Genomic DNA, 13,653 nt, shown 5'->3' with positions numbered 1-13,653 from the left:
TGAATTAACGGAAGGACGCCAGAATCATGAAAGCTGTTCGTTATGTGGCTCTCGCCATTGTCGGCCTGATCATCCTTGCCATTGCGGCCGTAGCCGTCGCCATCGCTGTCATTGACCCCAACACCTACAAGCCACAAATAGAGAAAGTGGTTGAAGACACCACCAACCTCGACCTGATCCTGGCCGGCAACATTGGCTGGTCTTTCATCCCTCTGGGGCTGGAGCTCAATGACGTTGAGGCAACCCTGGAAGAGGAGCGCCTTGTTCGTCTGGAGCAACTGGTGGCCCGAGTCAGCTTCTGGTCCCTGGTAACCATGTCGCCCCGCGTAGATACGTTTGTGTTGAGCGGTCTGGACGCCAACCTTTCTGTAGATGAGGAGGGAACCGGCAACTGGACACGGATCATGCCCGAAGGTGAAGCGCAGCCAGAGCCGGAACAGCCCCCACAACAGGAAACGGCGGAAGAAAGCACCGGAGACAGCGAGCCGCTTGACTTCAATGTGCAGAGCGTGGAAATCAGCAATGCCAGCATTCACTATGTAGACAGAGGCACCGGCCAGGCCTTCACCCTGGAAGACTTCACCCTGACCGCCAGCGAAATTACCCTGGGTTCCAGCTTCCCGTTGAACGTGGCGTTCCGGTTTGCCACCAACCAGCCCCAGTTTGAAGTTGACGGCGATATCAGTGCCCGCCTTGCGGCCAACGAAGCACTGAATGAATTTGCTGTATCCGGCCTCGAAGCAGTCTTTGACATGAGCGGTGAACCATTCGGTGGAGAATCCGTTCGTGCCGAGCTCGCAGGTTCCCTGGAAGCCAACCTGGAGAACGAAACCGCAACCCTCAGCAGCTTTACCGCCAGCCTGGCCGATCTTACGTTGAACACTGACCTGTCGGTTAACGGCTTTGGCGACCAGCCCCAACTTGACGGCAGTGTCAGTATTGACGAATTCTCCCTCAAAGCCCTGTTCGCGGCGCTGGGCCAGCCGGCCATTGAAACCGAGGACCCGGACGTAATGAAGGCTGTTGCCTTCTCCACCTCTATTGGCGGCCCTGCCGGCACCGTGGAGCTCAGAGACCTCGCCATCACCCTGGACGACACCACATTCCAGGGCAGCGCGAGCTATGCCCTCGCCAACAGCGCCGTCGGTCTGGACCTGCAGGGCGATGCCATCAATGTCGACCGCTACCTTCCGCCCGCCAGCGAGGAAGATGCAGAATCCACGGCTGAAGAATCGCCACAAGGAGGCGGTTCGGCGGAAGAAGGTGATCTGCTGCCACTGGAAACGCTTCGGTCGCTGGTACTGGATATCAACCTCGGTCTGGGTGAGCTGATTGTCAGCAACCTCACCATCAGCGAGATCAAATCGGTGATCACCGCAAACAACGGCATACTCAAAGTGGAGGATTTCAGCGGCAAGCTCTATGACGGCTCATTCGGGGCCAATGTTACCCTGGATGCCCGCTCTGACAACCCGCAATGGACAATCACCAAGGATATCAACAATGTCCAGACCCTGCCCCTGCTGACCGACCTGGCCGAGGTGGATATGCTATCCGGCGGCGCCAATATCGATGTGAATGTCAAAACCACCGGCAACCGCATCTCCGCCCTGCGCAACAACGCCAACGGTGAGATCAACTTCAACCTGGCCGAGGGCGAATTCACCCGGATGAACCTCACCCGCATGGCCTGCCAGGGTATTGCCATGGTCAACCAGGAAAGCCTGACCACCTCAGACTGGGGAACCAGCACCCCATTCAACGACATGAAGGGCACCATCAGGATCGACGGCAATACCCTTAACAACACCGATCTGGTAGCCGCCCTCGCGGGCATGAGACTGGAAGGCGACGGCACCGTCGATCTGGCAGCCTCCGATCTGGACTATGAAATTGGTCTGCGCATTGTCGGCGAAATTCACCGGGATGAAGCCTGCCGGGTAACCGAAGTGGTGGAAAACGTTGTCATCCCGGTTGAGTGCCGTGGCGACTTCGCTGAGGACCCCGCTGGCCTGTGCTCCTTTGACGGCTCACGCTTCCGCGACACATTGAAGACCATCGCCGCCAACGCAGCAAAAGCCAAGGCCCGGGAAGAAGTAGACGAGGCAAAGGCCAAAGCGGAAGAAAAGGTTTCCGAGAAGCTCAAGGAAAAACTGGGCGAACAGGGCGGCGATCAGGTGAAAGACGCCCTGAAGGGTCTGTTCGGCCAATGACCGACAGCTTTGCCCGCAAGCTTCTGGCCTGGTACGACGAAAACGGCAGGCACGACCTGCCCTGGCACCATGACCGAAATCCTTACCGCGTATGGGTTTCGGAAATCATGCTGCAGCAGACCCAGGTCACCACCGTTATCCCCTACTTCGAAGCCTTCATGGCGCGCTTCCCGGATATAGGGGTACTGGCCAGGGCGCCGGTCGATGACGTGCTCAGCCACTGGTCAGGGCTTGGTTACTATGCCCGCGCCCGCAATCTGCAAAAGGCTGCGCAGCAGGTGGTCGAGGAACACGAGGGTCAGTTTCCCGGGAGCCAGGACCAGCTGCAGGCACTTCCGGGCATTGGTCGCTCCACTGCGGCTGCGATTTTGGCCCAGGCCCATCAGCAGCGGGCTGCCATACTGGACGGTAACGTCAAGCGGGTTCTGGCCCGCTACCATGCGATCGCCGGCTGGCCCGGAAAAACCAGCGTGTTGAACCAGCTGTGGCAGCGCGCGGAAGAACACACCCCCGATGAACGCATACGCGACTACACCCAGGCCATCATGGACCTGGGTGCCATGGTGTGTACCCGCAGCCGCCCGGCCTGCCCAAGCTGTCCGCTGCAAGCCGGATGCGAAGCCTACGCAAAAGGCGAGACCGGCCTTTATCCCGCCTCAAAACCCAAAAAGAGCAAACCCGAGAAGACCACCTGGATGGTGATACTGGAAGATCACGAAGGCCGCATCCTGCTGGAACGCAGACCGCCCAGCGGCATCTGGGGCGGCTTATGGAGCCTGCCGGAAATGGACCCTGCCTACAGCCCGGAAGAGCTGCCTGAGGCTTGCGAAGAAGCCTTTGGGTTCAACTGCAGCGAGCCGGAACTCACCAGCGGTTTCCGTCATACGTTCAGCCACTACTACCTGCATATCCAGCCGGCACGACTGACTGTGCACAGCTCCTCGCAGGTGAAGGATATGGAAAACCATCAATGGATCCACCCGGACAAAGCCCTCACCCTCGGCCTACCGGCACCTATCCGCACCCTGCTGACCTTACCGGAACAAACCGTCCTGCTTTGATCTGTTATCATTCCTGCAGATTCAGCAACACCACCTCCAAACAGGAGCAGACATGAGCCGCACCGTATTCTGTCGCAAATTTCAGGAAGAGCTTGAAGGCCTGGACTTCCCGCCGATGCCGGGCAAAAAAGGCCAGGACATCTACGAAAATGTCAGCAAGAAAGCCTGGGAAGAATGGCAGGCCCAGCAGACCATGCTGATCAACGAAAAGCACCTCAGCCTGATGGACCCGAACACACGAAAATATCTGCAGGCGCAGATGGAGCGCTTTTTTAACAACGAGCCGTTCGACAAGGCCGAGGGCTATGTACCGCCGGAAAAGTAGGACCCAAGCCATGGAAGCGCCTGCAAAAATTTTCCCGGATCAGCCTTGACTCGGGCAACCTAAACCGGTTTAATAGCGCCCCGTTGCACAGCAGTACCGCAACGCGCCCGGATAGCTCAGTTGGTAGAGCAGGGGATTGAAAATCCCCGTGTCGGTGGTTCGATTCCGCCTCCGGGCACCATAAGATTCAATGACTTAGCCCGCTTTTTAGCGGGCTTTGTTGTTTCTGGAATTCAAGTAAGTAAGCGACATATTGGCAATTCCTGAAAAACTGCGCAGCCCGACTCCGGATCGATTGCAACCATGGCCCCCAAGATACCCTGGAGGCTTTGGGCTATCCGGTTAGAGCGGCTGTTTGGTGGGGCGGATGATAATCTCGTTGACATCGACATCAGCCGGCTGTTCGATGGCGTAGGTAATCGCCCGCGCAATCGCATCGGCGTCGATGGCGTCCTCGTACATCTCGTCCACACCCTTAGCAGTATCGGGGTCGCTGATTTTACTGGTCAGCTCGGTGGCTACCGCCCCCGGCGAGATATTGGTGGAGCGGATTTCCCCGTCACCTTCCTGGCGAAGGCCTTCGGATATCGCCCTCACCGCATACTTGGTTGCAGAGTAGACTGCAGACGCGGGAAAGACCTTATGCCCGGCGACTGACGAGAGATTGATGATGTGGCCAACATGCTGCTCGCGCATGGTCGGCAGCACGGCGGCGATGCCATAGAGCACGCCCCGGATGTTAACGTCGATCATCTTGTCCCACTCATCGACCTTGAGTTCATCAAGCGGCGATAGCGGCATCAGGCCTGCGTTGTTGACCAGTACGTCGATGCGGCCGAAGGCTTCCTTCGCCGCCTTTGCCAGCGACTCAAGCTGATCCCGGTCGGTAACGTCGGTCACCTGGTAAATGGCGTCACCGCCCTGTTCCTTGATAGCGTCACGCAGCTCCACAAGGCGTTCCTCGCGCCGGGCAGCAAGCACCAGCTTGGCGCCACCCTTGGCCAGGCGGTGGGCAGTGGCTTTACCGAGACCACTGCTGGCGCCGGTGATGATTACAACCTTGCCATTGATTTCTGACATGGGTTTCTCCTGTAAAAATGAATGATTGAGTGTTTCCAGCCGTGCGTTACGCCGGCAGCGCGGATGATCACGGCAGGAAAATAGCCTTTACGTTGACGAATTCCTTCATGCCAAAGCCACCGTGCTCACGTCCGTACCCGGAATTCTTGACTCCGCCAAAGGGCATATTCGGATCAGCGGCGCCGAACGAGTTGATGCGGATCATGCCAGTGTCGAAATAATCACGGGCCAGTTTCAGGGCACGCTCTTCGTCCCTGGAAAAGATACCGCCGCCCAGACCATAGCGACTTTCATTGGCCAGCCGCATGGCGTCCTCGTCGTCCCTGGCGCGGATGACCGATGCCACAGGCCCGAAGATTTCATCGTCGTAGGCTGGCATTCCGGGCGCGAGGTCGGCCAGTACCGTGGAGGGGTAATAGGCCCCCGTGCGGTCAGGCACTTCGCCACCGCAGAGGATTTTTGCACCCCTGGCGACGCTGGTCTCCACCTGCTCTTTAACAGTGTCAAACTGGTCCTGGCTGGAAAGCGGGCCAAGCTGGGTGTTCTTATCCGTGGGGTCACCCATGGTGATGTCTTTCATTTGAGCCACGAACCCGTCGACGAAAGCGTCATAGACCTTGTCGGTCACGATGAACCGCTTGGCGGAAATGCAGGTCTCTCCGTTGTTGTAAAGCCGGCCCATGACCGAAAACTTCACGGCGGTTTCGATGTCGGCATCCTCCAGCACCAGGTAGGCGTCGTTCGACCCCAGCTCCAGCACCGTCTTTTTCAGTGCTTTAGCGGCCAGAGCACCGACATGTCGCCCGGCCCCGTCGCTGCCGGTCAGCGTGACACCACGTACTTTAGGATGTTCAATCAGCTTGTCGCTGGTGTCGTGGTCGATCACGATGACCTGAAACAGATCCTCGGGCAGGCCTGCCTCGATGCATAATTCCCGCAGGCGCAGGCCGGATCCGGTACAGATGCTGGCATGTTTCAGAACACAGCCGTTGCCTGCCATCAGATTTGCCGCCAGTACGCGAACTGGCTGGTAGATGGGAAAGTTCCAGGGCTGGATCGAATAGATGACACCAATGGGCTGATAGCTGACGACGCCGCGCTTGCCGTTGAGACCCTGCTCCCGCTCCTCATCGGCCAGCGCTTCGGGCCCGTTTTCAGCGGTGTAGTCGAAGATCGCTGCACAGAGTTCTACCTCAACGTGCCCGTCTTTCAGGAGCTTGCCGGTTTCGCTGGTCATCAAGGCAGCCAACTCATCGGCATTGTCGCGCAATTTCTGGCCAATCTTCCTGAGATAGGGCCCCCGTTCCTGATGGGTCAGTTCACGCCATTGCAGAAACGCCGCATGGCAGGCTTCAAGCCGATCCGTGGCCTGCTTTTCGGTCATGATGTCGTAGCTCTGAATTTCTTTTCCGGTCGCAGGATTAATGGTGGTGACTGTCGACATGGTCGCTCCTTCGGGGTCTGATGGGAAAGCGCGGCTGGCGCTAACCTTGCCCAAGTCTCGTGCCGCTGGAGGACTCTGTCTGTTCGATAGCGAACGCTCACCGCTCAATGTAAGAAAAGTAAGGCTCTTCGGTTCAACCTGTATAGCAAAGCGTAAATACGCGACGACTTTGCTGAACAAAACTTGACCAATCAACCGGTAGATCTACACTCATTCTGATGAACGGCCATTCATTTAACTCGCACAGATTGGAAACAAACAAACAACAATGATGGGAGTAATTTGCAATGCCTAATAAACTACCCGGGCGGGCGCTTGGCGCGTTTGCCGCCTCTGCACTGATTGCCGGTTTGCCTGTCGTCGCAAACGCCGAAACCCCTGATCTTGAACAGAGCACGGTGCTATCCGGTCTTGAAAGTCCGTGGGATATGGCTTTCCTCCCGGATGGGACCATGTTTTTCACTGAGAAGTGTAAAGGCCTGTCGGTAAGGCTGCCCGATGGCAGCGTTAACAACCTGTTGGGAATGAGAGACTCCGAAGGCTACGCCACCAAGGCGGACGATCTTGCCTGTGAGGGCCAGGCCGGGATGAACGGTGTTGCGGTCGATCCCGACTTCGCTGACAACCGCATGGTCTACGTCTACTCGGCATCCCGGATGAGCAGCCCGCCGACCAACCGGGTGCTCCGGCTGACGGTGAACAGTGATCTCAGTGAGGCCTCCGACCGCACGGATATTGTCGAGGACATTCCATACAAGGAAGCTGCCACTGATCATCCGTTCGGCGATGCTGGTGCGCACAATGGCGGCCGCATCCGCTTCGGCCCGGATGGCTATCTGTATGTGCCCACCGGCGACAATCACAACAGCGCGTTACCCCAGTCCGGGACCAAGCTTGGCGGCAAGGTGTTACGTATCGACAGAGATGGCGAGGCGGCTCCCGGTAACGCGGAAGCGACACCGGAAGGCTTTGATCCCAGGATCTTTACCTATGGTCACCGCAATGTTCAGGGCCTTGCCTTTCACCCGGAAAGCTCTCAGCCGATCATAACCGAACATGGCCCCTGGCATACGGACGAGATCAACGCGTTGGTGCCTGGCGCCAACAGCGGCTGGGATCCACGTCCAAACATGGCCGGACGGGACGATTGCCCGGATGACTACTGCGGTTATCAGCCGAATCAGAACGAGGGTATGGATCCGGAAAAACGGGCTGAGTACATGCCAATGACGGATACCGAAACCTACCCTGACGCCATGACACCCATATGGGACAACAATGGTCTCTCCCAGGGCATCAGCAGTGCTGCCTTCCTGACCGGCGAGAAATGGGGTGACTGGAATGGTGACCTGGTTGTCAGTTTCCTGGGCATCGGTTTCGGGGGAACACCTGTCGGCCAGCGGATCAATGTGATCGACCTTGAGAAGGACGCCACTTCCGTAGGGGATGTTGTCGAAATGCCGGTGCCTGAGGGCTCGGCACGCTTCCGCGCACTGGTCGTCGGGCCAGAGGGTGATCTGTTTACAGCGGTGGATGAAGGTCAGATCTACCGGCTAACTCCCAACTGAGCCTGCCCGAGCAGCACTGCCCGAAGGCAGTGCTGCTTTTATCAATTAGTATCCTGGTCAGACCGTTAGCCTACCTGACAACGCAGGTGCCTGCCCTGCGCTCGAGAATCGCCAGCGCATCCTCCAGCCTGCCGATACCACTGATGCCGCCGCTTTCGGCAAAATTGCCCGCTGCCGCCATTTTCGGCCCCATGGAGCCAGCCGGCAGGTCCAGATCCCGGGCTTCCTCAAGGGTCAGTTCAGGGATTGGTGCCGCGGTGTCCTTGCCAAAATCACGGTAGATGGCGTCTACATCGGTGAGCAGCAGCAGTGCATCGGCCTTCAGTTGACTGGCCAGCAGCGCGCTGGCGGCGTCCTTATCGATCACAGCTTCCACACCGATCATGCTGCCATCGTCCCGGCGCAGGATGGGGATGCCGCCGCCTCCGGCGCAGATCACCACAACGTCCTGCTCCAGCAGCAGTTTGAGCACCCGCATGTCGGGAATTTCCAGGGGGCTGGGCGAAGGCACAACTCTTCGCCATTTGTCACCATCCTGGGCGATCTGCCAGCCTGCCGCCTCGGCTTTGGTTTCGGCCTCTTGCTTTTCATACACCGGCCCGACAAATTTTGTCGGTTTTTTGAAGGCGGGATCGTCCTTGTCCACCAGCACCTGAGTGAGCAGGGTTGCCACTGGCCGGTCATGTTCCAGGGCGTTTTCCAGCTCCTGTTCAATGATATAGCCGATCATGCCTTCGGTTTCGGCGCCCAGCACGTCCAGCGGATAGGCCTCCTCCGGCTTGTAGGCAGCGCCCTGCAGCGCCAGCAAACCAACCTGGGGGCCATTGCCATGGGTGATGACCAGCCGGTGGCCGGCGCGGACGATTTCCGCCAGTGAGTCAGCGGCAATTTTTACATTGGCGCGTTGAGCCTCTGCGGTCAGCGGTTCACCGCGCCGCAACAGGGCATTGCCACCAAGAGCAGCGACGACAAGCATGTCAGATTCCTCCTATCAGGCATCTCAAGTCAGTTTCCGAGGGTGGCAACGAGTACCGCCTTGATGGTGTGCATGCGGTTCTCGGCCTGATCAAACACGATGGAGGCGGGGCTCTCGAAGACGTCTTCGGTGACCTCCATGGCGTCAATACCGAACTCAGCCTGCATCTGCTTGCCCACGGTGGTCTCGGTGTTATGAAACGCCGGCAGGCAATGCATGAACCTGACTCGCGGGTTGCCGGTTTTCTCAATCAGTGCTGCGTTGACCTGGTAGGGCTGCAACAGTTTGATCCGCTCAGCCCACTTCTCCTTGGGCTCGCCCATGGACACCCAAACGTCGGTATAGACGAAATCCACGCCCGCCACCGCGGCGTCAGTATCCTCGGTGATCATGATCCGCGCGCCGGTTTCACTGGCAATGGCCTCGGCCTCCTTCTGGATGGCCTCGCCAGGCCAACAGGCCGTGGGCGCACACAGGCGCACGTCCATTCCCATCTTGGCACCGCCAATCAGCAGGCTGTCGCCCATGTTGTTGGCGGCATCCCCGATGAACACAAACGCCACATCCCGCAGGGGTTTTTCCACGTTTTCCTGCATGGTCAGGAAGTCCGCCAGTATCTGCGTGGGATGGAATTGGTTGGTCAATCCGTTATAGACCGGCACGCCGGCATACCTGGCCAGCTCCTCGACCACTTCCTGGCCAAAGCCACGGTACTCGATGGCGTCATAGACCCGGCCCAGCACCCGGGCGGTATCTTTCACTGACTCCTTATGCCCGATATGGGTACCTGTGGGCCCCAGATAGGTAACCCGGGCGCCCTGATCAAACGCCGCAACCTCGAACCCAACGCGGGTTCGGGTGGAATTCTTTTCGAAGATCAGCGCAATGTCCTTGCCCTGTAACTGGGGCACTTCGGTGCCGGCGTATTTGGCGGTTTTCAGGTCGGCGGAAAGCTTCAGCAGAAAACTGATTTCCCGGGGTGTAAAATCCCGCAGGGTCAGGAAATGTCGGTTCTTGAGATTGAAAGCCATGGTTCTGCTCCTTCCTTATCAGACTGCGTCTCGTATTGTCGGGCAGCTCATGCAGCGGCCACCGCCCCTGCCCCGCCCCAGCTCTGCACCGGGGATGGCGAGTACTTCTATACCGGCCGCTTCCAGGGCTGCGTTGGTGTCGTCGTTACGGTCGTACCCGATGACCACACCGGGGCTAAGTGCCAGTACGTTATTGCCATCATTCCACTGCTCCCGCTCCCGCTCGGCCGGGGTATCCCCGCCGGTGGCGACCACTTCCAGGGACGGATAACCCAGAACCTCCGCAACCACGTCGAACAGTGGCCGCGGATCCTGGTGAAACGACAGGTGTTTGCCGTCTTTGCCCGGCCGCAGGTCGTAACACACCATTTCATCCGCCACTTCCTTGAAGCTGGTCACCACATTGCCTCCGCAGAAGGTAAACACGGTATCCAGGTGCATCGCCGAACGGGTCTTGGGAATCTGGCAGGCGATCACCCGCTCTGCGGTGCCGTTGGCAAACAGGGCTCTGGCGAGCTGGCCGATGGCCTGGGGGGAAGACCGTTCCCCCATCCCCACCAGTACGGCGCCATTGCCAACCGGCATGACGTCACCCCCTTCCAGACTCGCCAGGGCGTGATCCTCAAGAGGATCACCCCAATGCACATTGACCCTGCCGGCGAACTTCGGATGAAAACGGTAGACCGCACTCATCAATAGGGTTTCCGGTTTGCGCGCTGCCCAGTACATGGGATTCAGGGTGACACCGTTATAGATCCAGGCGCTGTTGTCCCGGGTGAACAGGAAGTTTGGCAGCGGCGGCAGCACGAACCCGTGGGGGCCCAGATGGTTGCCGAACAATCCTGCGGGGTCGAACGGCAAGTCCCCCACTTGCAGGCCACCGATCAGGAATTCAGCCAGGGTCTGGCCGGGAAGCTCATCCATCCAGGCCCGCAGATCCGACACCATGCCCACCCCTATGTGGTTCCAGGTAATCCGGTTGTCCAGAATCCAGGCCCGGGCTTCGGGAAGATCAAGGGTTTCCGCCAGTAGTTCGTTAACATCCAGTACGTCCACGCCGCGGGCACGCATCAGCCCGGCGAATACGTCGTGGTCTTTCTGGGCCTGTTTGACCCAGAACACGTCGTCAAACAGCAGCTCATCGCAGTTGGACGGTGTCAGCCGCCTGTGGGCAAGCCCGGGGCGGCAGACGATGACCTGCCTCAGGGTACCGGTTTCGGAATGGACTCCGAGAGTGTGTTCAGCCATGTCGCATGCTCCTTTGCCTTGGGTTGCAGATAGCTTTACAGCAAGGATTACAGAAACGCACCGATACTGATCACCGCACTGATGAAAATGGTCAGGATCAGTAACAGCGGCCAGATGAATGCCAGCCAGCGGTCGTAGGAGACACGGCCGATAGCAAGGCCGCCAACCACTACAGCGAAGGTGGGATTAATCAGGTTCACCAGCCCGTTGGCTGACTGGTACGCGGTGACCACCAGATCACGCCCCACGTTGGCGAAGTCCGCCAGTGGCGCAAGAATCGGCATGGAAAGCACAGCCAGCCCGGAGGAGGACGGCACGAAGAAACTCATGCCCACCTCAATCCAGAACATCAGGTTGATAAACGCCAGTTGCGGCAACCCGCCCAGGGTAGTTTCGGCACTGTGCAGGATGGTGTCGGCAATCATGCCCTGTTCCATGATCACCACAATGCCCCGGGCCAGCCCCACAACCAGCGCCACACCGAGAAGGTCGCGGGCACCGTCAACAAAGCTGCTGGTCAGCTTTTTCTCACCCAGCCGGGCGATGATGCCGATCACGATGGCAGCACCAAAGAACAGTGCGCCCATTCTGGCCATCCACCAACCTTGTGAAGACACCCCCCAGATCATGACAATAAAGGTGAGTGCAAAAATGACCAGGGCAATTTTTTGGGTGCCTGTGAGCTCGAAATCTTCCATCTCGTCATGGCCCTGGAGGAATATCCTGCGGTGGGCGTCTCTCTGGCTGGCGACCACGGAGCGGGATGGATCCGCCTTTACCCGCCGGGCATAGCGCATGACGTATCCGGCACAGATCACCAGGCCGCCCACAAGCAGCACAAAGCGCAGCACGATGCCGTCAGTAAAGGGAATGTCAGCGGCGTTGGAGGCAATAACCGTCGCGAACGGGTTGATGGTCGATCCCAGCACACCGATACCGGCTCCGATAAGGATAATGGCGACCCCGGTAACCGCGTCATACCCTGCCGAAATGATCACCGGAATCAGAATGGCATAGAATGCCAGAGTCTCCTCTGCCATGCCGTAGGTCGTGCCACCCAGTGCAAACAGCGTCATCAGTATCGGAATCATCCATATCTCGCGACCCTCCAGCCGGTGCATGGCACTGCGAATGCCCGTGTCGATGGCACCGGTGGCGTTCATCACGCCCAGAAAGCCACCGAGGAACAATACGAACAGGGCAACATCAATGGCATTGGCCGCATAACTGTCCGGGTCGTAGAAGCCCGCCGTAGGTGCCAGCATGACATCCACAAAGCCCTGGGGATTGGGGTCGACCGTTTCATAGGTGCCGGGCACCGCAACTTCACGCCCGACTTCTTCGTTCATGGAACGTTCATATTGGCCGGCGGGAATAATCCAGGTTAACGCTGCGACCACAATGATCAGCAGGAACAGAATGGTATAGGCGGTAGGAAATCGTGTTTCCAGATCTTCTTCCGGGTTGGTTTCGGGAGTGGGTTCATCAGTCACGAGGCTTCTCCTGTCCATAGTGGCTTACTGATGGGGCTATCCATCACTGCAAGTATGAACGTCATCGCCTGTAGGTAAAGTGATCAGCATCAACTCGCCATCGGATGATGCCACTACGTGCTATCCGCATAACTGCTGAGATAGCGGCACTGACATTTGCGTCTAATATGCTTCCGCACCAGAATGACCTACACCGTTAACCACCCTACCCAACACGCAACGCATTCAGGGAACTGCCATGCTTCTTTCGTTTCTGGCTATTACTTTGGGCCTCGCACTTCTGGTGTGGAGTGCCGGCAAATTTGTCGAAGGTTCCGCAGCGACGGCCGGATACTTTGGCATGCCGCCGTTGCTGATCGGCATGGTGGTGGTTGGTTTCGGCACTTCCGCGCCGGAGATGGTGGTATCAGCGCTGGCGGCAACCCAGGGTAATCCGGGCCTGGCGTTGGGCAACGCCTACGGTTCGAACATTACCAATATCGCCCTGATCCTGGGCATTACCGCCCTGATCAGCCCGATAGCCGTTAACTCCCAGGTGATGCGCAAGGAGCTGCCAATACTCGCGGCGGTGACGGCACTGGCCGCGTGGCAGTTGTGGGACGGGGAGCTGACGCTGATGGATGCGATGGTGCTGCTGGGCGTGTTTTTTCTGTTAATGGCCTGGTCCATCCGCCAGGGCTTGACCCAGACATCCGACGCCCTCGGCGCCGAGATTGCCGAGGAAATGAGTCACCGCTCAATGCCCCTTCGCACCGCGGTGCTGTGGCTGATTGCGGGCCTGTTGCTGCTTATTGTCAGCTCGCGGATCCTGGTGTGGGGGGCCGTTGAGATTGCCCATGGCTTTGGGGTGAGCGACCTGATCATCGGCCTCACCATAGTGGCGGTGGGCACGTCCCTTCCGGAGCTGGCATCGTCTGTTATTGCCGCCCGCAAGGGCGAGCACGATATTGCTCTGGGCAATATTCTGGGTTCAAACCTGTTCAACACCCTGGCGGTTGTGGGCATTGCCGGTACTATCAGCCCGATGGCGGTGGCACCGGAGGTGTTCTACCGGGATATCGCGGTGATGTCTGCCCTGACGTTGTTACTGTTCGTACTCGGCTACGGCTTCCGCAGACCGGGGCGCATCAACCGGATTGAGGGTGGTTTTCTGGTCATCTGTTTCGTGAGTTACACCGCCTACCTGATTGCAACCACCTTCACTTCCTGAGCGG

General features: G+C 58.4%; 11 protein-coding genes and 1 tRNA gene. 6 read left to right on the top strand and 6 right to left on the bottom strand.

Annotation, left to right across the window (positions count from 1 at the left end; all coding sequences use genetic code 11):
* Positions 1 to 26 precede the first annotated feature (26 nt).
* The 4 genes from DIT71_RS02255 (at position 27) to DIT71_RS02240 (ending at position 3,780) form a co-directional block, all read left to right on the top strand.
* Positions 27 to 2,213 carry an AsmA family protein gene (locus DIT71_RS02255; protein ID WP_114611567.1) on the top strand — a complete coding sequence of 729 codons (2,187 nt, stop codon included), beginning with the start codon at positions 27 to 29 and terminating at the stop codon, positions 2,211 to 2,213.
* Positions 2,210 to 3,274, top strand: coding sequence for an A/G-specific adenine glycosylase (gene mutY, locus DIT71_RS02250; protein ID WP_114611566.1), 1,065 nt, complete (start codon positions 2,210 to 2,212; stop codon positions 3,272 to 3,274). The genes DIT71_RS02255 and mutY overlap by 4 nt, the downstream gene beginning before the upstream one ends.
* Before the next feature lie 52 nt (positions 3,275 to 3,326).
* Positions 3,327 to 3,599, top strand: a complete 273-nt coding sequence (locus DIT71_RS02245; protein ID WP_114611565.1) for an oxidative damage protection protein — start codon at positions 3,327 to 3,329, stop codon at positions 3,597 to 3,599.
* Positions 3,600 to 3,704: 105 nt separating this feature from the next.
* Positions 3,705 to 3,780: transfer RNA gene (locus tag DIT71_RS02240), tRNA-Phe, on the top strand.
* Between the two features lie 161 nt (positions 3,781 to 3,941).
* Here DIT71_RS02240 and DIT71_RS02235 read toward each other — a convergent pair.
* Both DIT71_RS02235 and DIT71_RS02230 read right to left on the bottom strand, forming a co-directional pair.
* Positions 3,942 to 4,679: an SDR family oxidoreductase gene (locus DIT71_RS02235; RefSeq protein WP_114611564.1), complete on the bottom strand. Its 738-nt coding sequence runs from the start codon at positions 4,677 to 4,679 to the stop codon at positions 3,942 to 3,944.
* A gap of 67 nt (positions 4,680 to 4,746) precedes the next feature.
* Positions 4,747 to 6,123 carry an NAD-dependent succinate-semialdehyde dehydrogenase gene (locus DIT71_RS02230; RefSeq protein WP_114611563.1) on the bottom strand — a complete coding sequence of 459 codons (1,377 nt, stop codon included), beginning with the start codon at positions 6,121 to 6,123 and terminating at the stop codon, positions 4,747 to 4,749.
* A 287-nt stretch (positions 6,124 to 6,410) separates the two neighbouring features.
* Here DIT71_RS02230 and DIT71_RS02225 point away from each other — a divergent pair, with 287 nt between their 5' ends.
* Positions 6,411 to 7,691 carry a PQQ-dependent sugar dehydrogenase gene (locus DIT71_RS02225; RefSeq protein ID WP_114611562.1) on the top strand — a complete coding sequence of 427 codons (1,281 nt, stop codon included), beginning with the start codon at positions 6,411 to 6,413 and terminating at the stop codon, positions 7,689 to 7,691.
* Positions 7,692 to 7,761: 70 nt separating this feature from the next.
* Here the strand turns inward: DIT71_RS02225 and arcC are convergent, their stop codons facing one another.
* Genes arcC through DIT71_RS02205 form a run of 4 tightly spaced genes read right to left on the bottom strand, consistent with a single transcriptional unit; the run spans position 7,762 to position 12,439 of the window.
* Complete coding sequence (arcC, locus tag DIT71_RS02220; protein WP_114611561.1) at positions 7,762 to 8,667, bottom strand: carbamate kinase; 906 nt, start codon at positions 8,665 to 8,667, stop codon at positions 7,762 to 7,764.
* Between the two features lie 29 nt (positions 8,668 to 8,696).
* Positions 8,697 to 9,698: an ornithine carbamoyltransferase gene (gene argF / locus DIT71_RS02215; RefSeq protein WP_114611560.1), complete on the bottom strand. Its 1,002-nt coding sequence runs from the start codon at positions 9,696 to 9,698 to the stop codon at positions 8,697 to 8,699.
* Positions 9,699 to 9,716: 18 nt separating this feature from the next.
* Positions 9,717 to 10,946 (bottom strand): arginine deiminase, encoded by a 1,230-nt coding sequence (locus DIT71_RS02210; RefSeq protein WP_114611559.1) that lies wholly within the window; start codon positions 10,944 to 10,946, stop codon positions 9,717 to 9,719.
* A 47-nt stretch (positions 10,947 to 10,993) separates the two neighbouring features.
* Entirely contained in the window at positions 10,994 to 12,439 is a 1,446-nt protein-coding gene (locus DIT71_RS02205; RefSeq protein ID WP_227537905.1) for a YfcC family protein, read from the bottom strand.
* 238 nt (positions 12,440 to 12,677) lie between these two features.
* Between DIT71_RS02205 and DIT71_RS02200 the strand changes: the two genes are divergently transcribed.
* Complete coding sequence (locus DIT71_RS02200; protein WP_114611557.1) at positions 12,678 to 13,649, top strand: calcium/sodium antiporter; 972 nt, start codon at positions 12,678 to 12,680, stop codon at positions 13,647 to 13,649.
* The last annotated feature ends 4 nt before the right edge of the window (positions 13,650 to 13,653 follow it).

Origin of the sequence: Marinobacter vulgaris, assembly GCF_003344045.1 — a bacterium.
Taxonomy (GTDB): domain Bacteria; phylum Pseudomonadota; class Gammaproteobacteria; order Pseudomonadales; family Oleiphilaceae; genus Marinobacter; species Marinobacter vulgaris.
The sequence above is the reverse complement of the archived record's forward strand: the minus strand, read 5'-3'. Positions and strand labels throughout refer to the sequence as shown.

Bases quoted from the DNA above. Each gene is read 5' to 3' on its own strand.
- DIT71_RS02255 (WP_114611567.1), top strand. From the start codon at position 27: ATGAAAGCTGTTCGTTATGTGGCTCTCGCCATTGTCGGCCTGATCATC.
- mutY (WP_114611566.1), top strand. From the start codon at position 2,210: ATGACCGACAGCTTTGCCCGCAAGCTTCTGGCCTGGTACGACGAAAAC.
- DIT71_RS02245 (WP_114611565.1), top strand. From the start codon at position 3,327: ATGAGCCGCACCGTATTCTGTCGCAAATTTCAGGAAGAGCTTGAAGGC.
- DIT71_RS02235 (WP_114611564.1), bottom strand. From the start codon at position 4,679: ATGTCAGAAATCAATGGCAAGGTTGTAATCATCACCGGCGCCAGCAGT.
- DIT71_RS02230 (WP_114611563.1), bottom strand. From the start codon at position 6,123: ATGTCGACAGTCACCACCATTAATCCTGCGACCGGAAAAGAAATTCAG.
- DIT71_RS02225 (WP_114611562.1), top strand. From the start codon at position 6,411: ATGCCTAATAAACTACCCGGGCGGGCGCTTGGCGCGTTTGCCGCCTCT.
- arcC (WP_114611561.1), bottom strand. From the start codon at position 8,667: ATGCTTGTCGTCGCTGCTCTTGGTGGCAATGCCCTGTTGCGGCGCGGT.
- argF (WP_114611560.1), bottom strand. From the start codon at position 9,698: ATGGCTTTCAATCTCAAGAACCGACATTTCCTGACCCTGCGGGATTTT.
- DIT71_RS02210 (WP_114611559.1), bottom strand. From the start codon at position 10,946: ATGGCTGAACACACTCTCGGAGTCCATTCCGAAACCGGTACCCTGAGG.
- DIT71_RS02200 (WP_114611557.1), top strand. From the start codon at position 12,678: ATGCTTCTTTCGTTTCTGGCTATTACTTTGGGCCTCGCACTTCTGGTG.